This is a genomic window from Methylobacterium sp. 391_Methyba4 (assembly GCF_029691625.1).
GTDB classification, from domain to species: Bacteria; Pseudomonadota; Alphaproteobacteria; order Rhizobiales; family Beijerinckiaceae; genus Methylobacterium; species Methylobacterium fujisawaense.
Genome location: NZ_CP121475.1, coordinates 2,225,730 through 2,246,637 on the forward strand (window position 1 = coordinate 2,225,730; position 20,908 = coordinate 2,246,637).

Genomic DNA, 20,908 nt, shown 5'->3' on the forward strand with positions numbered 1-20,908 from the left:
TCAGAGGCTCCACCGCAGGCCGCAGTTCCGGCACGGAGCCGGCGGCGCGTCGGACAGGAGGGCGGTGCGGAAATCGCGATAGGCCGCGCCGTTCCAGATCTCCCGGAGCGTGGCCTGCGTCGCGTCGCCCAGCGTGTAGTTGGAATAGCCGCGCACCGAGAACGGCGCGATGCAGCAGGGCAGTGCCCGTCCGTGGGCCGTGAAGTACATCAGCGACCAGGGCCGGCGGCACGTGGCCCAGGCCCGGTCCTCCTGTCGCTTGAGACTGACCCCGGGCTCGGTCGCACCCGAGGCGTCGAGCGTCACGCCGAGCTTTTGCCCGATCGCCTGAGCCGCCGCGATCGCCGCGGCCTCGCCGGCCCGCGCGCTCTCGAACAGCGACAGGTCGGCGCGGGCCATGCCGTACCCGGCCTCGTCGAAGACGAGGCGCTGGAGATGGACCTCGGCGACCCCCATCTCGGCCGCGAGCCGGACGAAGGCCGGGAGCTGGTCCACGGTCTCCTTGAGGCCCGTGAGCCAGAGCGAGACCCGGGGCGTCGTGGCGCCGGCCGCCTTCTGGAACGCGACGAACTTGCCGACGTCGCGCACGATCCGGTCGAAGAAGTTCTTGCCGCGCACCCTGCGGTAGGAGGCCCGGTCGGCGGCGTCGAGGGAGACGCGCAACTCGTCGAGCCCGGTGTCGATCAGCTCCTGGAAGCGCTTCGGCTGCATCAGGGTGCCGTTGGTGTTGAACAGGACGTAGGTGCCGCGGTCCTTCAGGTAGCGGACCATCCGCGGCAGGTCCTTCACCAGCATCGGCTCGCCGACTCCGTGGAGCACGACCCGGGCGACGTTTGGCACTTGGTCGACGATCCGGGTGAACAGCGCCCAGCTCATGTCGGCCGGGGGCTCCAGGGTCTCGAAGGTACGCGGGCAGGTCTCGCACAGCAGGTTGCAGCGGTTCGTGACCTCCAGATAGAGGCAGACCGGCGGTGCTACGGCCTCGGAGGCGCGGTCGGCACCGATCGCCTCGAAGTAGCGGCGCGGATCCTTCAGGGCGGCTGAGGCCGTCATGGGGCGGTTCCTTCCGGAAGGGCGTCGAGGGGTGCGGTGCGGGCCTGCCACAGCGCGCGGGCGGCCAGGACGAGGGCCGGGACGAAGACCAGCGACGGCCAGAGGAAGCGGTCGTTGAACGGATCGATCAGGAACACGATCGGCGCCGAGCCGAGCCAGATGATCACCGGGGTTGGCGCGACCACCGCGGGGAGCGCCAGCCAGGGGTAGTACCAGGCGTAGTGCGGGCTCGCCGCGCAGGTGGTGAGGGCGGCCAGGATCCCGGCATCGCGGCACAGCGCGACGGCGTCGGGCACGCTCTGCCGGTCCTGGCCGAAGGCGATTCGGAGCGCGAGCGCGGCGAGCGTCAGGCCGGCGCAGACCAGATAGGTCCGCAGCAGGTCCGGAGGGCTGAGCCCGAGATGGCCGAGCCCGGCGATCAGCCAGTAGCCCGCACCGGTGTCGTAGCCCTCCTCGGCCCCGTAGCCCCCGGCGAAGCCGAGCATGTCCCGGCCGGCGGCGAGGTAGGGCAGATACAGGACGGCGATCGCCGCCGCCCCGATGAGCATCGGCCGCCACAGCCGGCCGCCGCGCACGAAGGCTGGCGCGACCACGACGGGCAGCAGCTTCACCAGTGTCGCCGCGCCCAGGAGTGCGCCCGCGAGCCCGTAGCGGTGGCGGCGGCGGGCGAGCAGCGCCAGGCCGAGGAGCCCGATCGCCACGGCGTCGACATGCCCGTCGCAGGCGAAGGACCACAGGGCCAGCGGATTCCACGCGTAGATCAGGATGCGGGCCGACGGCAGGCCGGCGTCGCGCAGGACCGCGAGCATCGCCAGCACGCCCAGGGCCTCGAAGCCCAGCATCGCGAGCTTCATTCCGGTGACGCCGTGCGAGACACGGCCCACGGCGGCGAAAACCAGCTGCGCCGCGGGCGGGTAGATCGTGCGGGCGTAGTCTTTCCGGTTGATCAGCGGGTAGACCGCCGGATCGCGCAGCCGTTCGAGGGCTGGATCGGCCGGGATGTAGCGGTAGGGGTTGATCCCGGCGGCCTGGACCTTCCCGTCCCAGACGTAGCGGTAGATGTCGCTCGAGAGAAATGGCGGCGCCGGCAGCAGCGCGGCCCGCATCAGCACGGCGACGCCGAGGATCGTCCACAGGGCGGCGCGCGGCAGTCGCTCCCGCAGCACGAGGCGCACGGCGAGGAGGTAGAGCCCGAGCCCGACCGCGACCACGCCGACGAAGACGTTTGCGCGGGTGACCGAGCCGACCGTGTCGGCGCCAGGCAGGTGGATCGCGAGCGCGCCGACATTCACGGACAGCAGCGCGAGGCCGAGAGCCGCGAGCCGGCGCATGGGGCTGGCGAGAAGCCGGGTCATGCCGGCACGGCCTCCGACGTCTCCGTCAACCGCGCCAGGACCGCGCGCGTCGTCGGGGCGGCGTAGCCGGTCCAGTCGGCGGAGAGTCGGGCGAGCGAGGCCGCGTCGTCGACGTCGTACCAGGGCTCCAGCTCGACGAGGGCGAGGCCGATCTCGCGCGCCCGGGCGCGGGTGGCGGCCGCGACGGTGTCGGTGCTCCAGGCGATGTCGGCGAACAGGCGTGCATGGGCCTGCTTGAGGCCGAGGATGTAGTAGCCGCCGTCGTCGCAGGCGCCGAGCACGGCCCGGTCCCCCGGCGCGAGCAGGATCCCGGCTGCCTGGACGAGGAGGCGCGTCGGCAGCGTCGGGATGTCGGAGCTGAGCACGCAGGCCGCCGCATGGCCCTGCGCGAGCATGCCTTCGACGGCCTGCAGCAGGCAGCGGCCGAAGCCTTTAACCGTCGCAGGTGCCGGCGTGCTGCCATCCGCCAGGACGAGGTATGTTCCGGGTGCGAGATGGGGGACGATCAGCGCCTCGGCGCCGTGCGGCGCGTAGGCCGCGTAGGCGGCGATCGGCGCGGATCGTGCGGCCTCCAGGATGTTGGCGGTCGTGTCGCGCAGGAATGCGGCGCTCAGTCCCGCGGCCTGCTCCGGCGTCAGCGGCGGACACAGCCGCGTCTTGGAGCGTCCGCTCCGCGGCGCCTTGGCCATCACGCCGATCGCGCAGGTGGCGGTCGGTCCGGAGGTCGGTCCTCGTGCCATGTCCAAGCCTCCTGCATGATCAGTGAAACGGTCGGACGATCCCGATGCGGAGCGTCCCGTCCGGCGGGATCTCGGTGGCCGAGCCCGGCGCGAAGGTCGGCAGCGCCTGCAGGCGCTCCGGCGTCAGGCCCATCAGGGCGACGTACTCACCCAGGAGCGCCACCGCCTCGACCGGCACCGCCACGAGCCGGGGGCCGAAGCCGCTCCAGGCGACTGATCGAAGGCCGAGCCAGTCCAGCCCGAGGGTGCCGTCGAGACGCACGACCACGTCGGTGCCGCCGTCGTTGCGGCGGACGAGCCCCGTCACGCGGCCGAGCACGGGCTGGGATTCCTCTGGCTGGAGCAGGAAGCGGCCGGGCAAATCGCCGGCGCGCACAGGCTGGGGAGACCGGTCGGCCGCGCGCCCCGTCATCTCGGGGACGGTCATGCCGGGCTTCGGCATGTGGTCGGGGGCCGGCGAGGGACCGGCCGTCTGCGCCCGCCCCGACCCGGTGAGGGCCAGCGTCAGCAGGACGGCGCCACAGGCGCACGGAAACGCGCGGGCGCTCATAGGCCGGCGAACCAGTTGAAGCCGCGGCTCTCCCAGTAGCCGCCGGGATAGGTGTTGGTCACCTCGATCGCCGTGATCCACTTCGGGTTCTTGTAGCCGAGTTTGACCGCCATGCGCAGGCGCAGCGGATATCCGTACGGGTCTGGCAGCTCCTCGCCGGCGTACTTGGTCGCGAGCAGCGTCTGCGGATGCAGCGCGGTCGCCATGTCGATGCTGCTCGGGTAGTCGTCCGCCGTCTTGAAGGCGACGTACTTGGCGGTGAGGTCGGCGCCGACGCGCTCCAGGAAGGCGCGGAGCGGCACGCCCGACCACTGGCCGATGTAGTCCCAGCCCTCCACGCAGACGTGGCGTATGATGATCTCGCGCTCGGGCATTTCCGCGATCTGGCGGCGCGTCCAGGGCCGCTTGTCGGAGATCAACCCGGCGAGCTCGAGCCGCCACGCGTCGCCGTCGATCGGCTTGACGTCTTCGACATCGTAGTAGGCGTTGAAGCGCGGCGGCTTCAGGACCTGGGAGGCGGGATACTCGGGCGCGAGCTTGCGGGGATCGAACAGCGCGACCTGGACGCCGTCGTTGAAGTCGGAGACCGCGCGCAGCGCCCGACCGACCGCGGTCGTGTCGGTCACGTCGCAGCCGGTGAGCAGGGTGAGCGCGCCGAGCGACAGGCCGCCGCGCAGCAGACCGCGCCGCTCGATCTGCCGCACCAGGGGACGGTGATCGTCGAGGATGCCGGGATCCGGCACCGTGCGGGGACGGAACGGCGATCTCATCGCGCCGCCTCCCGCGCCACGGCCGGGAGGGCCGGGCGGCGGACGGGACCTCCGGTCAGCATCGCCCACAGCGTTCGCGGCACGAGCAGGGCGAGCGCGACGTGGATGACGAGGAAGCCGGCCAGCACCGCCATGCCTGTGAAGTGGATGAGGCGCGCGCCCTGGAAGCCGCCGAGCAGCGCGACGAGACCGGAGAACTGCACCGGCTTCCAGATGGCCAGGCCGCTGACGACCTGGCTGATGCCGGCCAGGATGGCGACGATGTAGAGGATCTTCTGAATGGCGTTGTAGGTCGTCAGATCCTCGTGCGCGAGCTTGAGCCGCAGCGTGTCGCGCAGCGTCTGCACGATGTCGCGCGGACGGATCGGCAGGAGGCGCTCGCGCAGGCGCCCGGTCGCGACGCCGTACACGAGATAGGCGCCGCCGTTGGCGGCCAGCAGCCACATGGCGGCGAAATGCCAGAGCAGGCTCTCGGCCGCCCAGGAGCCGAGCCGGATCGCCTTGGGAAAGTAGACGCCGTGGATGATGACGGAGTCGTCGTAGATGCCCCAGCCGGAGCCGATCAGCACGACCATCGCCACGGCGTTCGTCCAGTGCATGATCCGCACCGGCCAGGGATGTAGCCTAGGTCGCGTCACCGCGGCCTCCGCTGTCACGCCATCGTGAGTATCCATGGGGGCGGACATCACTGGCAGCAGTTCCGAAAAGTGCCAGACATACAGCCATGGGCTGAGTGATGGCACGGCTCGAGCAGCATATGGTGTGGTCGCATCTTGCTCGTCGCTTTCGGTTGAGACGCATTAGGTTTACGTGTTATTCTAAGAATACGTAGAGAGGCGCGGTTGAAGTGACAAATGACATACTTGCTAGCCTTACTTCCACGCTGGATGTGCAAGTTCATGCCTTTGCATTTTGCGAAATTCAGTCTGGATGGCGACTGGCAAAGCAAGGAGCGGCGGATGCACTCTTCATTCACTACGTGTTGACGGGCTCCGGCACAATTAACGTCGGAGACCAACCACCTGTCGCCTTCGGACCGAACTGCATGATCATCCCGCCTCCCGGGATAGCCCATTCCCTTGGGTTTAAGGAGCCGGCCTGCACGGTCGCAGCCGAAGAGGCTCGTAGAGTTCTCCCTAGCGGGCTGGTCGCGCTTACGGCGGGCGACGGAAGTCGCGACATCCTGCTGGCGTGCGGTTCGATCACGGCCAACTACGCTGGTGCTCTTGGGCTCTTCGACCGTCTGGATGGCGCGTTGGTCGAGGACCTGTCGGCCGACGATCGGCTGCGGCACGCCTTTGCGTTCATGATCGAAGAACTGGTCCACCCTGGTCTCGGCACGCTGGAAGTGACGAGTGCACTGATGAAGCAGTGTCTGACTATCTTGCTCCGAGTTCATCTGAAGGAGAAAGGCACCCGGTCGCCGATCTTCGAAGCATTGCGGGATCCCGGTCTCGTACCCGCCGTCGCTGCGATCCTTGACACTCCCGGCGCACCTCACACGGTCGGCAGCCTTGCAGCGGTTTGCGGAATGAGCCGCTCCACATTCGCCGAGCGCTTCTCCGCAACCTTCGGCGACGGGCCAATCGAGTACCTGCACCGCGTGCGCCTGCGGCTCGCGGCACAGCTGCTGAGGACGTCGCCAATGTCCGTGAAAGTCATTGCCGAGAGTGTGGGTTACGCTAGCCGAAGCTATTTCTCCCACGCGTTCAAGGCGGCTTATGGGTATGATCCGAGCACGTACCGTGGTCTTCATGCCGACACGGCGGAGGCCGCCGAACTCGTCCCGGAGACGGTGTTCGACATCGCGTCCCGGGTCGACCAAAGCGGATAAACTCATGCTGGATCGGAAAACCGTCGGATTTGGCACAGGCATCGGATGAGGTGCTACCTCCGATGACCAGCACCATCTGCATGATTTCAGCAAGGTCCCGGAAGCTTAGGCGGCGTGCGCTATCGTGCAAATCAGGTGCGACGGCCGGTAAACGCCATTTCCGACCGCCTGGATCACGCCGACGAGATCAATCTGGTAGCCAGTGACTCCATCGCCACGATGGGGCTCGCCAAGGCGTTCGGCTTCTTTGAGGTGGCCGACGTGACCGTCGGACCAGTCTACGATGGGGCGCAGGTCGTCCACGATCCCCATGTCATCGTGCGCTGTCTGGATGCGAGGCCTCCTCGGCGTTTGCGGCGATGCTAGTGGTCGAAATCTGAAGCTTGGTATTCACAGTGAGGGGCTGATTGCGACCCCTTGAAGACCCTCACGACGTCCGCTTCGTGGCTTTCTAGCTTGCAGGTCTGTTACGGCTCGTTTTGTTGAGAAAGTCCGTTTTGGATGGCCTGGCTGGGTGCCGACGCGGATAGGCGGCCTTTGCGCGTCCGCCGACACGAACCAAATTCACCGCGCCCAGGTTTGGTGTGCCGCGAGGCTAGACGCGGCGGTACGGGTCACGCCGAGTACTTCTACCGCCTGCGACCGCGTAACGGACTTGGCGGCTCGGGACGGGCGGGTGCGGAACGCATCGTTGTCAGCCTGCGCGGCGCTGTCGGGGATCGCGCTCTTGGCGTGTGGACGCGAAGCGGCGTAGCTATGCGCGATCTGCTCGGACGCCGACATGGATGAGGCGCGTCATGGATGTCAGCGCGGCGTCTCCGGCCGTAGTCGACCCGACGATGATCGAATTTATCAACCGGTCCGGACTGGTGAAACTCGGCGAACCGGTGCGGCTCTTGCCTCTCACCGGCGGGGTCGCGTCGGACATCTTCCGGGTGGTGGTCGGCGAGCGCAGCTTCGTCGTCAAGAAGGCGCTGGCTCGCCTGCGCGTCGAACAGGAATGGAACGTGCCGGTCGCGCGCAATGCCAGCGAGGTGGGCTGGTTCGTCGAGGCGCGGCGTGCCGTCCCACAGGCCGTGCCGGACATCCTCGTGCACGAACCCGCCTTGGGCTTGTTCGCGATGACCTATCTGGATCCCGAGAGCCATCCGATCTGGAAGGACGAACTTCGCGACGGCCGGGCCAAGCCGGCTTTCGCCTCGGCGGTCGGCCGGACCATCGCCACCGTTCACGAGGCGACGGCCCGTTCGGCCGACGTGGCACGCCGCTTCGCCAACGACGAGACGTTCCACGCCATCCGCCTGGAACCCTATCTCGAGTCGACCGCGAGGCGGCACGGCGACCTCGCGGAGGAGCTCTGCTCGCTCTCCCGGGAGACGATCGAGCGCAAGCTCGTCCTGGTGCACGGCGACGTCAGCCCGAAGAACATCCTCGTCGGTCCGGCCGGACCCGTGCTGCTCGACGCCGAGTGCGCCTGGTACGGCGAGCCAGCCTTCGACTTGGCGTTCTGCCTCAACCACCTGCTCCTTAAGTGCGTCTGGAAGCGGCAGCACGCGGCGCAGTATCTCGCCTGCTTCGACGCCCTGGCGGCCTCCTACCTCTCCGGCGTGCGGTGGGAGGCGCCCGAGAGCTTGGAGGCGCGCGCGGCGAGGCTTCTGCCGGCGCTATTCCTCGGCCGCGTCGATGGGAAGTCGCCCGTCGAGTACATCACCAGGGAGGTCGATCGGGACTGCGTCCGGCGAACGGCTCGTCACCTGATCGTGAACCGTCCGCAGCGGCTGTCCCATATTCGATGCCATTGGGCGAAGGAGATCTTGCAGTGACCGACCTGACCATCACGGCCGTGCACGGACGCCGCGTTTGGGACTCCCGTGGTCGGCCCACCGTCGAGGTCGAGGTCACGTCGGGCGGTCGCGCCGTCGGTCGCGCCATCGCGCCGGCGGGGGCGTCCACCGGCTCGGGCGAAGCGGTCGACCTGCGCGACGCAGGCGAAGCCTTCGGCGGTCTCGACGTGCGCCGCGCGATCGGCAACGTGAACGGGCCGATCGCGCGCGCCCTGGTCGGCATGGATGCCAGCGATCTTCCGGCGATCGACGGCGCCATGATCGCGCTGGACGGCACGCCCGACAAGTCGCGGCTGGGTGGCAACGCCATCGTCGCGACATCCATGGCCGTGCTGCACGCGCACGCCCGCGCCGCCGGCCTTCCGGTCTGGAAGCTCCTAGCCGGAGCGCAGCGGGTGCGCATCCCGCTTCCGGAAATCCAGATCTTCGGGGGTGGGGCCCATGCTGAACGGCGCGTCGACGTTCAGGACTTCATGGTGATGTGCCCCAGTGCGACCTCGTTCGCCGAGGCCCTGGACTGGACGGCCGAGATCTATCGCGCAGCCGGTGACCTGATGCGCAAGGCTGGCAAGCTCCAGGGCGTTGCGGACGAGGGCGGATACTGGCCTGTCTTCGTCTCGAACGAGGAGGCCTTGGACACGCTCGTGCTGGCGATCGAAGCCGCGGGCTTCAAACCGGGCGCCGACGTGGCGATCTCCCTCGACGTCGCGGCGTCCGAGTTCGGTCGAGCCGGCGTCTACTCTCTGGCGCTCGATGGCCGGAAGCTGGACACGGGCGAGATGATCGACATGCTCGGACGCTGGCTGCGGGCGTATCCCATCGTGTCCGTCGAAGATCCCGTGGCCGAGGACGACACCGAGGGGTTCCGGGCCTTCACCGCAAGCTATGGCCAGCGCTGCCAGATCGTCGGCGACGATTTCCTGGTGACCAGCGCGGAGCGCGTGACGCGGGCGGCCTGCGATCGCTCGACCAACGCGGTGCTGATCAAGCCGAACCAGGCGGGCACGGTCACGGAGGCCCATGCCGCCCTGCTCGCCGGCCGGGAGGCGGGTTTCGGCACCATCGTGTCAGCCCGCTCGGGCGAGACGGAAGACACCACCATCGCCCATCTGGCGGTCGGCTGGGATGCCGGCCAGTTCAAAGTCGGATCCTACTCCCGGTCGGAGCGCATGGCCAAGTGGAACGAGATGCTGCGCATCGAGGAGAGTATGGGGAAGGAGGCGGTGTTCGTGGGTTGGTCGGCCCTGGCGTTCCGGGAAACCATCCCTTATCGCGAACTTGGCGTGCCGTCTTCGGACTGACGGCGCTCGGCCGCGACGAGGAACGACAAATTCACGTCAGAAGTAATCCGAATGCTTCCGATCGATCGATGTCGAAAGCGGATGCGACGTAGCGTTCCGTTTCACTTGGATCAGAGACGTCGGCCTTTCCGACCTCCAACCTCCCAAGTGACTTTCCGGAACGGGTGCGCCGGGATCGTAAAACGCTCCCTGATGCCAAGCCCCTTCGAAACGTTCGTGCATCGCCACCGTGTTCACCTGAGGAGCGCGTCGAGGTTGTCGATCACCTCCACCGGTGCAAGGTCGGGATACTCCTCCGGCTGACGCGTGCGGTTCACCCACACCGGCGTGAAGCCGTAGGCCGCCGCTCCAGCCACATCCCATCGATTGGACGATACGAACACGATCTCCCGTCTGTCGACCCCCAGCCGCTCGGGCGCGAGATCGTAGGCGCGCGGGCTCGTCTTGAAGACCCCGGCGGGGTCGACCGACAGCACCGCGTCGAGGTGATCGCGAAGCGCCGCGCTTCGAACCGCCATGTCGAGCATCGCCGTGTCGCCGTTGGATAAAATGCCGGTCTTGAACCCTCTCGCCCGAAGTGCGTCCAGGGTCGATGATGCTTCCGGATAGGCGTCCAGTCTTCGGTAGGCCTCCAGAAGGGCCGGCCTCAAGGACGGGTTCACGTTCGGATGACGGGCCAAGGCGTAATCGAGCGCCCGCTCCGTCAATGTCCAGAACGCCGTGTACCGGCCACACAGCGAGAGCACCCAGGAATACTCGAGTTGCTTCTGGCGCCAGGTGTCCGACAGCGCCATCGCGTCGGGCCCGACCGAGCCGGCATGGCGCTGCACGGCGGAATGGACATCGAGCAAGGTGCCGTAGGCATCGAAGACGACGGCGCGGGCGCCGATCAGGACATCAGGCGTGGACATCATGGCCTCCTGGAAGTGTGAGACTGAACGCAGACCGACCTGACCTGTCCGCCATCCATCCGGAGCACGGTCCCGGTCATCCAGTGCGCCGCGGGGGAGACGGCGAATGCCATCAGGTCCGCGACTTCCTTCCCTGTGCCGAAGCGGGCGATCCCGGCCTGTCGCAGGAAGCCCTGTTTCGCCTCCCTGAGGTCGACCTTCTTGGCCTCGGCGGCTCTCTGGAGCATCGCCCTGCGGCTGAGCATCGCGCCACGAACGGTCGACGAACAGCGGTGCGAACGCCAGGATGATCCCGGCGAAGCGGGCAGGCAGGGGCAGCATGGCGGTGCCTCTTGGTGGGGACGCCACCAGCCTACCCTCACGCCTGCCTCCTCGGCCCACTCGATCCGCCGCAAACGGCCAAAGTCGAGCTCAGTGAGTAGAAGATCGCGTGGCGCACGCACTCGTCGTCACTCTGCTCGGAAACGTTCGCCTCCTTGCAAGCGCGGGCGATGCTCTTGCCTTGCGCTGTCTGTACCTTGAGCTGGTGCAGCATCAGCACGACCTGCTCCGCACTCGACTTCTGTCCTCGCTTCATCCCCAACTCCTCTGGTCCAGGCCGATCCTCTCGTCAGCCTGGTCCAAAGCCAGCCGGTCAGGTCATTTCCCCGGCCATGATCGAAGTGTGCTGCAGCAATCCCGAGTCCGGTGTATCTCCGGCGTTTCCGGCTCCCACTGTCGAAGGCTCAAAGCCTCGCCCGTGTCAGCCACGGATTGCGCACGGATGCGAATAGAAGGCACAATGACGCCGCCAAAAGGACCACGTCTTTCAATAGGAACTGTCCCGGCGCCGCGGAAATTGCGGGAAAACCACCAGCTGTCTCTTCGGCCACGCCAGGTGTGCTCACAAAGAAGCTGAGGGTCGACAGGAATGTCAGGGTCGACATTGCCGCCCCGAGTGCGGAAAGCGCTGGATTGAAGGCCCCCGCTATGAGCGCGGCGGCCGTCGACAGCTCCAGCACCCCGATGACCATACTCGCTCCAGCGATTCCGAACAGCGTGTGAAGCCAACTCATCAGGTAGCTATTAGCGATAAATGGCGCGATCCCCGCTGCCTCATAGGCCGTAAACTTCATTCCCCCAAACCATAAGAATATTATTACCAGCGCCCATCTCAACATTCCAAGCAATGACAACGAACCGGTGCCGCGTTCGGCTATCGAAAACAATGGTCTAGCGGTGTCCATCATGTCACCTCATAGTCGTCTGGCAGCGGCACGCCGCCATTCCGCCGCAAGGCTTCTGCGGGTCCGCGGGCCCGTGTCGCCAGAACCGCGGGATCGGGCTGTTTGAAGAGGCCAATCGCCGCCACCCGCGCCACGAATCCGTTATGCCTCTCGCGGCCCATCAATGGCAGGAAGGCTGGAGTGATGAGTTTCATTCCTCGGCGGCATGGACGTGACCGGTATCAGGCGGGTTCGACGCCGCGACGGACTGCGCTTCTGTTTTGCTCGGATGGCTCAGCCCTCGAGGAACCCGTCCCAAACACCACGTGGATGGTGGCGGCTCCCCCCGTCGCCCGAGCGGCGCTATCGTTGGAGATCCCTTTTACCCTAGCCCTCAGGCTGAGGAGCGCAGATCCGAGCGCTGTGCACGATCGGTAAGATGCCGACGTCGCGGCAGGAACGGTCCTTGATCCGTCGCGGCTTGAGGTATTGCTTCGAACCGTCGCCCCGGCCGGCGCCCCCGTTCCGGTGGTTCGCGGGTGTGTGCCGCCTCGTCCAGCATCTCGGGCTTGAGGAGGCGGCGATCCGAGGTCGGAAATGCCCTCTCGGCTACATCGCTCGGGCAGTTGATCTGAGCCCCGTGCAGTTCGAGGAACGACACGTCCAAAACACGATCAAAACCGCCGCCTGACCGTGCCCACCCAAAGGGATTCACTCCAGTAGGAGGCGAGCCCGACGATGAAGGTCGGCAGCAGGATGTGCCAGGCGATCACCCAGGCTCACTGCAAGCGCGAGAGCAGAACGGGATCGAGATACCTCGGCTTATTCCTGCGGTTTTAGAGTGGCAGACGTTGAAGCGACACTCTCGGCCGTCCCTCCCAATCCTGTACACTCGCCGCAATGTCCGCAGAACATCGTGCACGGGATACAGACCCACATCTTTCCGCGCGACGGGCGGCCCGTATCGCAAGGGCCCTCCCCCAGAGAACCGAGTCGCCCACTACGGTGCGTTCGCCATCGCCCTACTCGGCCCGACGGGGGATTTTCCACTCCGGTCGGACGAAGTGGCAGGTGTAGCCGTTCGGAATCCTCTCCAAGTAGTTTTGGTGCGCGGGCTCGGCCTCCCAGAAGTCGCCGACCGGCGCGATCTCGGTCACGACCTTGCCCGGCCAGAGGCCCGACGCGTCGACATCCGCGATGGTGTCCTCGGCGACCCTCTTCTGTTCGGGGCTCGTGTAGAAGATGGCGGACCGATAGCTCAGGCCGCGGTCGTTGCCCTGACGGTTGAGCGTGGTCGGATCGTGAATCTGGAAGAAGAATTCCAGCACGTTGCGAAAGCTGGTCCGCTCCGGATCGAACGTGACCTCGATCCCCTCCGCATGCGTGCCGTGGTTGCGGTAAGTCGCGTGCGGAACGTCCCCACCCGTGTAGCCGACCCGGGTCGAGACCACCCCCGGCTGCTTGCGGATCAGATCCTGCATGCCCCAGAAGCAGCCGCCGGCCAGAACTGCGCGTTCGATACTCATCTTATCGTCTCCACCTGAGGCAGGTAGGCGCCGTAGCCCTGCGCCTCCATGTCGTCCCGGTGCACGAACCGAAGGGCCGCCGAGTTGATGCAGTAGCGCAAGCCGCCGCGGTCGCGCGGGCCGTCGTTGAACACGTGGCCGAGATGGCTGTCCCCGTACGTGGACCGGACCTCGGTGCGGACCATGCCGTGCGACGCGTCGCTGAGCTCGTTCACGTGGGCGGGGTCGATCGGCTTGGTGAAGCTCGGCCAACCACAACCGGACTCGTACTTGGCGGAGCTGGCGAACAGCGGCTCGCCGGACACGATGTCGACGTAGATGCCGGGTTCCTTGTTGTGAAGGAGCGCACCTGTTCCGGGGCGCTCCGTTCCGCTCTTCTGAGTGACGCGGTATTGCTCCGGTGTAAGCGCTGCGACGGCTTCTGGAGTCTTGCTGTACGCTGCCATGATGCTCGTCCTTTGCCGGCCAAGACGGTGATCGGGCCTGCGGGCGTCGCGATTCGAGCCTGTCCGGCCGGGCGCTGCGGCCGAAATCAGAAACGACGCGTGCAATTCGCGCCGTTCGCATACCCGAAAAGTTCGCGCCTGCACAGGCTTGGTCGAATAGTCTAGAGGTCGCCCGCCGAACAGTTGATCCGGTATTCAAAGTCGGGCCGCCGGAGGGCGTGCCGCTCGTGTTCCAGCGGCGACGGGCGGGCCCGTTCGCCCGCGAAGCTGGAGAAGGAGCTCTTCCGACCGGGGTGCCGGCAGGCAGAGCTCGCGCGTGATCGCCTCGTCGGCCGCGATTTGCAACGCCCCCTCGACACGCCGCGGCGCGAAATCGCCATGTCGATCCGCAGGCCGATCAAATGGAGCGTGGTCGCTCGTCGGACCGCCTCCGCGAGCCACACTGCGGCCCGCTTAGGCCCGAACCGGAGATGTGAGACCCGGAGATGCCCGTCAATCGTCGAGCCTGGGGTAGAATTGCGTCCAGACCTCGTCCTTCTTGGCGCTGGCGATGTGGCAGTAAGCGCACTCCGAAGTGGATTTGACCTTCGCGGTCATCGCCTTCGGTTCGTGATGGTTGAAATTGTAGTACCCCCAACCGCCGGATTCGGCATAGCGCTTCGTATCCTTGACCGTCACATCGGCACCGTTGAGCTTGCCCGGAAAGAAGCCCCGACCGGATGGTTCGGTTCTCGATCCGTCGGGATTCTCTTTACTCTGTGTCAGCTGAAGTTCCTTGAACAAGATTGTCCCTTCGGGGAACACCTTCGTGCGCTTGTATTCGTCGTAAGCGCAGGTCTCCATGTAGACATTGTGAAATTCCGGGAAATTCGCCTTGCCATCATTCAGGGCGTTCGGCGTCAGTGGAGACCCTAGATAGATCCAGCGCTCGAAATTCTTTGGCAGCATCAAATCACCCGACGCCGTATACTCGGGCTTATAACACGATGCAGTCTGGGCGGCCGGGCGCGACTGTGACCATCCCAACAATCCCATGACGCCACCCAATAGTACGAATGCCGAGAACACGCCGGATCTTGTCATCGAACTGCTCCATCATCGTACGGTCGGACGGCTCGGTCGAGGCCCCGGAATTCCCGGCGTGGCGGCAACGTCTCCGCCGGAACGTCGGTCGTGTCCGTCGGTCTCATCGCCACGGCGGCGCTGCGCGCAACGCCGGTGCTTGGACGCTTCCTGGCGTCGTCTTGGATCCGCGTCGTCTTCGATCCGTAGAGGCCACATCCGGTCGGCCGGTGGAAATGAGCGTGTCGAATGATAATCATAACCGCGCAGAATATTTCTGACGTCAGAGCAAACTGCGTTGCCATCTCGAGCTTTCGGGTGGCTACTCCCAGCTGTTCCCCATAGTCTATGCGGTTTCACATCCCGTGCGTCCAATGATGAAATAAGATGAGTTACGTCTGGGACCGAAAAAATTCGGTGTCTTCAGGCATGGCTCGGAACTTTCCCGGTACGCTTAGGAACGCCTCGTGCCACGCGGTCGCTCGCGGTCCTGGTGTCGCTCGCAGGTGACGGACGATGTCGCCGTCCGGATCGAGGACGCAGAGATCCGGGATCGGCACTTCGGCGACGTTCTTCTGGCGACGCGCCTCACGGAGCAAGCTCTCCGGGGTGAAAGCCGAAGCGGCCTGATGGTGCTCATCGCTCAGGATTGCAGGAAAGCGGGGATCGCGCTCGTTCGGGATGTCGACCATGGCTCGGATCGTAGCCGGTGGTTCGGCGAGGAGACGCGCTTCTCTTGTCGCGCGATCTCTGTTTGAACGCGTTCATACCGCATCGTTAACTCGCCGCGGCGGACGTCTGCGAAGCGGTCGGAGTGGAAGGTCGCCGACCAGTCGAAGCCGATATCGATGCCGTCGGTCGGGCGGCCACGTCAATTCGCACGCGCGGCTTCGACGAAGCGGTTGGTCCAGAGTTCGCCTTCCGAGGCTTTCGCATCGATCTCCTTGCCGTACGCTGCCCCGAGCTCCTTGGCGAAGACCAGTGCGTTGCCGACGTTACCCGCGTCGAGGCGGCCGCCGCCCGTCACGCCGCTCGTCATCGCCTTGATGGACGCCGCGATCGAAGCCTGGTCCGCCTTCGGGAAGAACCGCCCCCGGATCGCGGCAGCCGTCTCCTCCGGCGCGTCAATGACCGAGCGGCTCGCCGCCTGCATGGCGCGAATTGTCTTCGTGATCAGGTCGGCCGTTCTAGCCTCGATCGGCTTCTTAGCCACGAGGACGAGATACGGCTGATCGGCGAGCAGAGAGAACTCCTCGCCCAACGAAACGAGGACGACGCCCGTCCCCGCCATCACGGCATTGTAGCCCTCGGGCGGCGAGAGGACGAAGGCGTCGATCCGCCCGACCTCGAGGGCAGCCTGCACGGCGACCGGGCTGCCTACCTGTGCGACTTTGACACCCGTCTTGGGGTCGAGCCCACCCTTGGCCGCCAGCCAACGGGCAGCGTTCTCCTGCACGCCTGCGAGGGAGGTCACGCCTACCGTCGCGCCCTTCAACGCGGCAAGCCGCTTCGCCAGGGGGTCGGACGCCGTCACGCCGGCCCGTTTCAGGTAGGCGGGCGACGCTACGAGCTGGAGCGTCACCTTCGACATCAGGGTGTCGACCATCTCGAACGGCTGGCCCTTGGCCACGGCCCGGAGTACCGCATCGGTCCCGACTGCCGCGAGGTCGATGTCGCCGGAGTCGAGGGCGGCCAGTGCCGAGGCGTCGCCGCCCGGTAACGCGGCGACGGTAGCGGTCAGCCCCTGCGGTTTGAAGGTGTCGAGCGCCCGCGCGGCCCAGATCGGGAGGAAGCTCAGGGTCGGGGCGCCGAGGCCGATGCGCACGACTTCCTGGGCTCCGGCCGGATGCGGCGGCAGCAGGAGCATCGCGCCGAGGGCCAGGGCCCGCATCCCATCAACGATGCTGCGCATTCAGCGTACTCCCATCCTGGGGCCATGACGGAATGGCGGAGTTCAGATCTCGCTCGGACCCGCTCCGGAGAGCGTGCGCCAGCGAAGGAGCCGACGTTCGAGGCGGCCGGCGAGAAAACCCGCACCCACGACGAAGGCGAGCAGGATCGCGATCCCGGCGAAAACCCCGGCCGGATCGTAGGTCGAGGACGCCTCGTGGATGAACAGGCCGAGCCCCTGCGTCGCCGAGGTGAATTCGCCGACGATCACCCCGATGACGCTGTAGGGGATCGCCAGCCGCATCCCCAGCATCACGAAGGGCGCCGCCGCCGGCAGGTAGACGTGTCGCGTGAGCTGACGCTGGTTGGCGCCCATTACCAGGGTCAGGTTGACGAGCTCCCGGTCGACGCCGCGTACGCCCGTGTAGACGTTGTAGAAGACCAGGAAGAACACCATGATCGCCGCGAGCGCGATCTTCGAGCCCATGCCGATCCCGAACCAGATGATGAACAGGGGCGCCAGCGCGATCTTCGGGATGCCGTAGAAGGCCATCACGTAGGGCTCGAATATCCGCGCGAGCCGCGGCGAGCGCCCCAGCGCATAGCCCGCCGCCACGCCCCCGGCGACGCCGATCGTGTAGCCCAGGACGAGTTCCTGGGCGGTCGTCCAGAGATGCGGGTAGATCTCGCCCGAGGCGAACAGCTCGTAGAGTCGTGCCACCACGGCAGTGGGTTTGCTGACGTAGATCTCGCGGACGAGGCGTCCCGAGGACCATTGCCAGAAGGCGAGCAACGCCAGCCCCGGCAGTAGGGGTATCAACCGCCCCGCGTACGCTCTCGAGGGATGGGTTCGTCGCGCGAGGACCGGCGGCGCGTCCGCCGGCGGCGTCGTCTCGGTCACGGTCGGATAGGCGGCATCTGTCATGGCGCGGGCTCCCGGCCTCAATGCGTCCGGCTTCCAAGGGCGATCTGGGTGCGGAAGCGCGACCACACCGCCTCGTAGGCGGTCTCGAAGCCGGGATTGCGGAACGGCTCGAACACGTCGCGCGGGCGGGCTAGGTCGATGGCGACGTCGGCGAGCACCCGCGAGGGGCGCTGGCTGAGCACCACCACCCGGTCCGCGAGGACGACCGCCTCGGTGATGTCGTGCGTTATGAAGACGACGGTCGCGCCGGCCTGTCGGGAAAGCGTCTGCAGGTCGGCCTGCATCACCATCCGCGTCTGCGCGTCCAGCGCCCCGAACGGCTCGTCCATCAGGATCACGTCCGGCTTGTAGATCAGGGTCCGGGCGATCGAACCGCGCTTCTGCATCCCGCCGGAGAGCTGGTTCGGATAATGGCGCTCGAATCCTTCGAGGCCCACCGACCGGAGCGCGTCGGCCACGCGGGTGCGCCGCTCCGCAGGCGCGACGCCACGCAGGAGAAGGGGCAACTCCACATTCTCGGACAGCGTCTTCCACGGGAAGAGTTGCGCCTGCTGAGGCACGAAGCCGACCTCGCGGTTCACGCCGGCGACGGACCGCCCTCGATGGCGAATCGTTCCCGCGGTCGGCTTGAGCAAGCCCGCCGCCATCTGGAGAAGCGTGCTCTTGCCGCAGCCGCTCGGACCGATCACCGCGATGAACTCACCCCGTCCGACGTCGAAGCTGATCCCATTGAGCACGCGGGTCGGCGAGCCCGAGTCCGGCCCGGAGAATTCCTGTCGAATGTCGGCAAAGGTGAGGGCGGCGTCCATGCGTGCAGACTCCCGGCTCGAGCCTCGGAGAGATCGCTTCTATGTCTATACATATTATGTGCCGACGCAAGCAAGCCGAGATGATGGGCAGCGTTTGGCCATCGCGTAAGCAGGGAGGCAGAACGCTCTCCCGCTCGACCATAGCCGGTTGACAGCCACAGCGATGGCCATAATGTATAGACATATTGAGCGCGGACTGGGTGAGATCCCTTGCCCGAGCCGATGTCACCGCAGGGGGTCCCGCCGTGCAACCCATCTATATCGCCTACCTGAACCGCCTCGACGTCGAGGCGCTGGCGATCACCGACGACGAGATCCTGGCGGCCGTCGAGGGCGCGCTGGCGAGCCAGGGGCGCGGCGAGACGGTCATCGAGCCGCGCGTGCATCTCGAACCCGGCGTCGCCAACGGCCACTTCAACGTGCTGCGGGGAGCGATCAGGGAGCCGATCGACTCGGCGGGGGTCAAGGTCGTCGGCGACTTCGTGGACAACTACAAGAGCGGCCTACCGTCCGAGCTCGCCATCCTCGCGCTGTTCGATCCGCGCACCGGCATCCCGAAGGCGATCCTTGACGCCAGCGGCATCACCGACATGCGCACGGGCGCCGTGACGGCGATCGGCGCCAAGCACCTCGCCCGCAAGGGATCGAAGGTCCTCGGCCATATCGGCGCGCGGGGCACCGCCTACTGGAACGTGCGCCTGCTCGACCGCCTGTTCGGCTTCGACGAGATCCGCGTGCATTCCCGGCGCCCGGAAAGCCGCGACGCTTTCGCCGACCGCCTCTCCCGGGACCTCGGCAAGCCGGTCAGGGCGACGGAGGATTGGCGATCCTGCGTCGAGGGCGCCGACATCGTGGTCGAGGCGTCGCGGCTCAGCGCGCCCGATCCGATGCTGAAAACCGATTGGATCAAGCCCGGCGCCCTGGTCGTACCCTACGGCACGATGAGCGCGGTCGAACTGTCGCTCACCGACATCATGAGCAAGCTCGTCGTCGACGATTGGGGCCAGTGCAAGGGCGGCAAGTTCGGCAGCCTGCGCGCCCACGTCGAGACCGGCCGCCTGTCGGAAGCGACGCTCCACGCCGAACTCGGGCAAATCGTGGCTGGTCTGAAGCCCGGTCGCGAGAGCGAAAACGAGACCAATCTGTTCTGGCATCGCGGCCTGTCGCTCTCGGACATCGCGCTGGGCCACGCCATGCTGGCCAAGGCGGACCGCCTCGGGATCGGCCAGCGCCTGCGCTTCGCCTGACGTCGGGCGGCAGGAACGGCCGGATGGCCTTCGTCGCGAACGCGCGCATGTACGGCGTGAACCCGCAGGCGCGGGGCGCTTGGTCCGAGCTGTTCGCATGGCTTGCCCGGGCGAGCGGCGTCGATCTCTCGGTGATCGAGCACGCCTATCCCGCGCCGCTCTCCGCCCTTCGGGTCCGGCCGGACCTCGCCTGCGCCTACATGTGTGGGTTCCCGTTCGTGCAGGCGCCAAACAGACCGGTCCCGGTCGCGGCGCCCATCCCCAGCGCCGGGCCGGTACGAGGTAGGTAGGCCGCTCTACACGACCCGCCTCGTCGTTTCGGCCAGATCGGCGTTCCACACCTTGGAAGATACCTTCGGCGGGCGGCTCGGCTACACGATCGCGAATTCGCATTCGGGCTACAACGCCCCGCGCCATCACCTGTTGGCCTACCGCACGCCGGAGCGACCGACCCTCTACAGCGCGACCGTCGGACCGCTGGTGACGCCTCGGCGCGTGATCGAGGCGATCTTGTCGGGCGTGGTCGATGTAAGCCCCCTCGACAGCTACGCCCTCGACCTGATGCTGCGACACGAACCTGACCTGGGCGGGCTGATCCGCATCGTGGCGAGCACGCGGCCCGCTCCGATCCCCTTCCTCGTCGCCAGCCCCACCTGCCCGGCGGAGATCGTCGGCGCCTTGAAGACGGCGCTCTTGGACTTCGGCGAAGCGCCGGAGGGTGCCGAACTGCGCGACCGGCTCCGTCTCGACGGGTTCGCCCGAGTGCGGGTCGCCGATTACGAACAGGTGCGGCGTTGGGACGACGAGGCGCGCGCGGTTGGCTATCCGGAACTCGCCTGAACGACCGCGGTGTGCAGTGTGACGAGCCACGCGCAGGCGCCGCCGATCGGCCGGATCCCGATCCGTCGATCCGCGGCTGACTCGATCACGATGGCGTCTCCCGGCGCGAGCCGGGCATTCGCCCCCTCACCCGGGCCGTCGACTTCCACCGGGCCGTCGGTCGCCACCAGAACTGCGGTATCGACATCGTCGGCGAACATGTGCTCGACCGCTCGAACGACCGGAAGGACGCCGTGGCGGAAGCGGCCGCGCCGGGTCATCACGTTAAGGTCTGCGATCGGGCCGGCGGCGAGGCGGGCGTAGGTCGGGACGTCTCCTGGAAAGGCGACTGGCTCCGAGCCCGCCGATAATGTCATGGGATCGCGGCCCTCGACCTCCAGCACGAGACCGTTCCCCGAGACGATGGCGAGCGTCCGATCGATGCCGGAAAAGGCCGAGAACGGTCCCTCGCGGGCGACCTGAGCCGTACTCACGCGCCAGTCGAAGGCGTCCAGTGCGGCGCTACGGGGGCGAGCGGCGATCTCGGTCGTGATCCCACCGCCGTTCTTCCAGGATACCGTTCGAAGGTCGGCAGCACGTAGGATCTGCAGGTCAGGACGC

General features: G+C 66.8%; 24 protein-coding genes and 1 pseudogene. 7 read left to right on the plus strand and 18 right to left on the minus strand.

What is annotated here, in order from left to right; translation table 11 throughout:
• The 6 genes from P9K36_RS10325 to P9K36_RS10350 are packed head-to-tail and all read right to left on the minus strand — an operon-like array spanning position 1 to position 5,142.
• Complete coding sequence (locus P9K36_RS10325; RefSeq protein ID WP_278307016.1) at positions 1-1,053, minus strand: radical SAM protein; 1,053 nt, start codon at positions 1,051-1,053, stop codon at positions 1-3.
• Positions 1,050-2,408: a glycosyltransferase 87 family protein gene (locus tag P9K36_RS10330; protein WP_278307017.1), complete on the minus strand. Its 1,359-nt coding sequence runs from the start codon at positions 2,406-2,408 to the stop codon at positions 1,050-1,052. Before P9K36_RS10330 ends, P9K36_RS10325 begins: the two co-directional genes overlap by 4 nt.
• Positions 2,405-3,148, minus strand: coding sequence for a DUF2064 domain-containing protein (locus P9K36_RS10335; RefSeq protein WP_278307018.1), 744 nt, complete (start codon positions 3,146-3,148; stop codon positions 2,405-2,407). The genes P9K36_RS10330 and P9K36_RS10335 overlap by 4 nt, the downstream gene beginning before the upstream one ends.
• Before the next feature lie 19 nt (positions 3,149-3,167).
• On the minus strand, positions 3,168-3,698 hold the full coding sequence (locus P9K36_RS10340) for a hypothetical protein (protein ID WP_278307019.1): 531 nt from the start codon (positions 3,696-3,698) through the stop codon (positions 3,168-3,170).
• Complete coding sequence (locus P9K36_RS10345; protein WP_278307020.1) at positions 3,695-4,468, minus strand: molybdopterin-dependent oxidoreductase; 774 nt, start codon at positions 4,466-4,468, stop codon at positions 3,695-3,697. The genes P9K36_RS10340 and P9K36_RS10345 overlap by 4 nt, the downstream gene beginning before the upstream one ends.
• The gene (locus tag P9K36_RS10350; protein ID WP_278307021.1) at positions 4,465-5,142 is read right to left on the minus strand and encodes a cytochrome b/b6 domain-containing protein; all 678 of its coding nucleotides are present in this window, start codon (positions 5,140-5,142) and stop codon (positions 4,465-4,467) included. Before P9K36_RS10350 ends, P9K36_RS10345 begins: the two co-directional genes overlap by 4 nt.
• A 215-nt stretch (positions 5,143-5,357) precedes the next feature.
• Between P9K36_RS10350 and P9K36_RS10355 the strand changes: the two genes are divergently transcribed.
• The 4 genes from P9K36_RS10355 to eno all read left to right on the plus strand — a co-directional run bounded on the left by P9K36_RS10355 (position 5,358) and on the right by eno (position 9,447).
• Positions 5,358-6,302: an AraC family transcriptional regulator gene (locus P9K36_RS10355; RefSeq protein WP_278307275.1), complete on the plus strand. Its 945-nt coding sequence runs from the start codon at positions 5,358-5,360 to the stop codon at positions 6,300-6,302.
• A gap of 114 nt (positions 6,303-6,416) precedes the next feature.
• Positions 6,417-6,668: a hypothetical protein gene (locus P9K36_RS10360; RefSeq protein ID WP_278307022.1), complete on the plus strand. Its 252-nt coding sequence runs from the start codon at positions 6,417-6,419 to the stop codon at positions 6,666-6,668.
• Positions 6,669-7,141: 473 nt separating this feature from the next.
• Entirely contained in the window at positions 7,142-8,125 is a 984-nt protein-coding gene (locus P9K36_RS10365; protein ID WP_278307023.1) for a phosphotransferase, read from the plus strand.
• On the plus strand, positions 8,122-9,447 hold the full coding sequence (gene eno, locus P9K36_RS10370; protein WP_278307024.1) for a phosphopyruvate hydratase: 1,326 nt from the start codon (positions 8,122-8,124) through the stop codon (positions 9,445-9,447). The genes P9K36_RS10365 and eno overlap by 4 nt, the downstream gene beginning before the upstream one ends.
• Before the next feature lie 233 nt (positions 9,448-9,680).
• On the opposite strand, the gene P9K36_RS10375 is transcribed toward eno, so the two are convergent.
• The 11 genes and pseudogenes from P9K36_RS10375 to P9K36_RS10425 all read right to left on the minus strand — a co-directional run bounded on the left by P9K36_RS10375 (position 9,681) and on the right by P9K36_RS10425 (position 18,221).
• Positions 9,681-10,361 (minus strand): haloacid dehalogenase type II, encoded by a 681-nt coding sequence (locus P9K36_RS10375; protein ID WP_278307276.1) that lies wholly within the window; start codon positions 10,359-10,361, stop codon positions 9,681-9,683.
• A gap of 448 nt (positions 10,362-10,809) precedes the next feature.
• Positions 10,810-10,935 (minus strand): annotated as a pseudogene (locus P9K36_RS10380) (IS3 family transposase); the annotation flags it as partial.
• A gap of 148 nt (positions 10,936-11,083) precedes the next feature.
• Complete coding sequence (locus P9K36_RS10385) at positions 11,084-11,587, minus strand: DUF417 family protein (protein WP_278307025.1); 504 nt, start codon at positions 11,585-11,587, stop codon at positions 11,084-11,086.
• The gene (locus P9K36_RS10390) at positions 11,584-11,778 is read right to left on the minus strand and encodes a hypothetical protein (RefSeq protein WP_278307026.1); all 195 of its coding nucleotides are present in this window, start codon (positions 11,776-11,778) and stop codon (positions 11,584-11,586) included. Before P9K36_RS10390 ends, P9K36_RS10385 begins: the two co-directional genes overlap by 4 nt.
• 807 nt (positions 11,779-12,585) lie before the next feature.
• Positions 12,586-13,089, minus strand: coding sequence for a peptide-methionine (S)-S-oxide reductase MsrA (msrA, locus tag P9K36_RS10395; protein WP_278307027.1), 504 nt, complete (start codon positions 13,087-13,089; stop codon positions 12,586-12,588).
• Positions 13,086-13,535: a peptide-methionine (R)-S-oxide reductase MsrB gene (gene msrB, locus P9K36_RS10400; protein ID WP_278307028.1), complete on the minus strand. Its 450-nt coding sequence runs from the start codon at positions 13,533-13,535 to the stop codon at positions 13,086-13,088. The genes msrA and msrB overlap by 4 nt, the downstream gene beginning before the upstream one ends.
• 492 nt (positions 13,536-14,027) lie before the next feature.
• Positions 14,028-14,618 (minus strand): cytochrome P460 family protein, encoded by a 591-nt coding sequence (locus P9K36_RS10405; RefSeq protein ID WP_278307029.1) that lies wholly within the window; start codon positions 14,616-14,618, stop codon positions 14,028-14,030.
• A 371-nt stretch (positions 14,619-14,989) separates the two neighbouring features.
• Positions 14,990-15,289, minus strand: a complete 300-nt coding sequence (locus P9K36_RS10410; RefSeq protein ID WP_278307030.1) for a hypothetical protein — start codon at positions 15,287-15,289, stop codon at positions 14,990-14,992.
• 179 nt (positions 15,290-15,468) lie between these two features.
• Positions 15,469-16,464: an ABC transporter substrate-binding protein gene (locus P9K36_RS10415; RefSeq protein ID WP_278307031.1), complete on the minus strand. Its 996-nt coding sequence runs from the start codon at positions 16,462-16,464 to the stop codon at positions 15,469-15,471.
• A gap of 87 nt (positions 16,465-16,551) precedes the next feature.
• Complete coding sequence (locus P9K36_RS10420; protein WP_278307032.1) at positions 16,552-17,412, minus strand: ABC transporter permease; 861 nt, start codon at positions 17,410-17,412, stop codon at positions 16,552-16,554.
• A 17-nt stretch (positions 17,413-17,429) separates the two neighbouring features.
• Positions 17,430-18,221 (minus strand): ABC transporter ATP-binding protein, encoded by a 792-nt coding sequence (locus P9K36_RS10425; RefSeq protein ID WP_278307033.1) that lies wholly within the window; start codon positions 18,219-18,221, stop codon positions 17,430-17,432.
• A gap of 245 nt (positions 18,222-18,466) precedes the next feature.
• On the opposite strand from P9K36_RS10425, the gene P9K36_RS10430 reads away from it, so the two are divergent.
• Genes P9K36_RS10430 through P9K36_RS10440 form a run of 3 tightly spaced genes read left to right on the plus strand, consistent with a single transcriptional unit; the run spans position 18,467 to position 20,308 of the window.
• Positions 18,467-19,468 (plus strand): ornithine cyclodeaminase family protein, encoded by a 1,002-nt coding sequence (locus P9K36_RS10430; protein WP_278307034.1) that lies wholly within the window; start codon positions 18,467-18,469, stop codon positions 19,466-19,468.
• Between the two features lie 23 nt (positions 19,469-19,491).
• Positions 19,492-19,758, plus strand: coding sequence for a hypothetical protein (locus P9K36_RS10435; RefSeq protein WP_278307035.1), 267 nt, complete (start codon positions 19,492-19,494; stop codon positions 19,756-19,758).
• A 52-nt stretch (positions 19,759-19,810) separates the two neighbouring features.
• Positions 19,811-20,308, plus strand: coding sequence for a PhnD/SsuA/transferrin family substrate-binding protein (locus P9K36_RS10440; protein ID WP_278307036.1), 498 nt, complete (start codon positions 19,811-19,813; stop codon positions 20,306-20,308).
• Here the strand turns inward: P9K36_RS10440 and P9K36_RS10445 are convergent.
• The gene (locus P9K36_RS10445; RefSeq protein WP_278307277.1) at positions 20,290-20,898 is read right to left on the minus strand and encodes a HutD family protein; all 609 of its coding nucleotides are present in this window, start codon (positions 20,896-20,898) and stop codon (positions 20,290-20,292) included. The two genes, P9K36_RS10440 and P9K36_RS10445, sit on opposite strands and share 19 nt — an antisense overlap.
• Between the last annotated feature and the right edge of the window lie 10 nt (positions 20,899-20,908).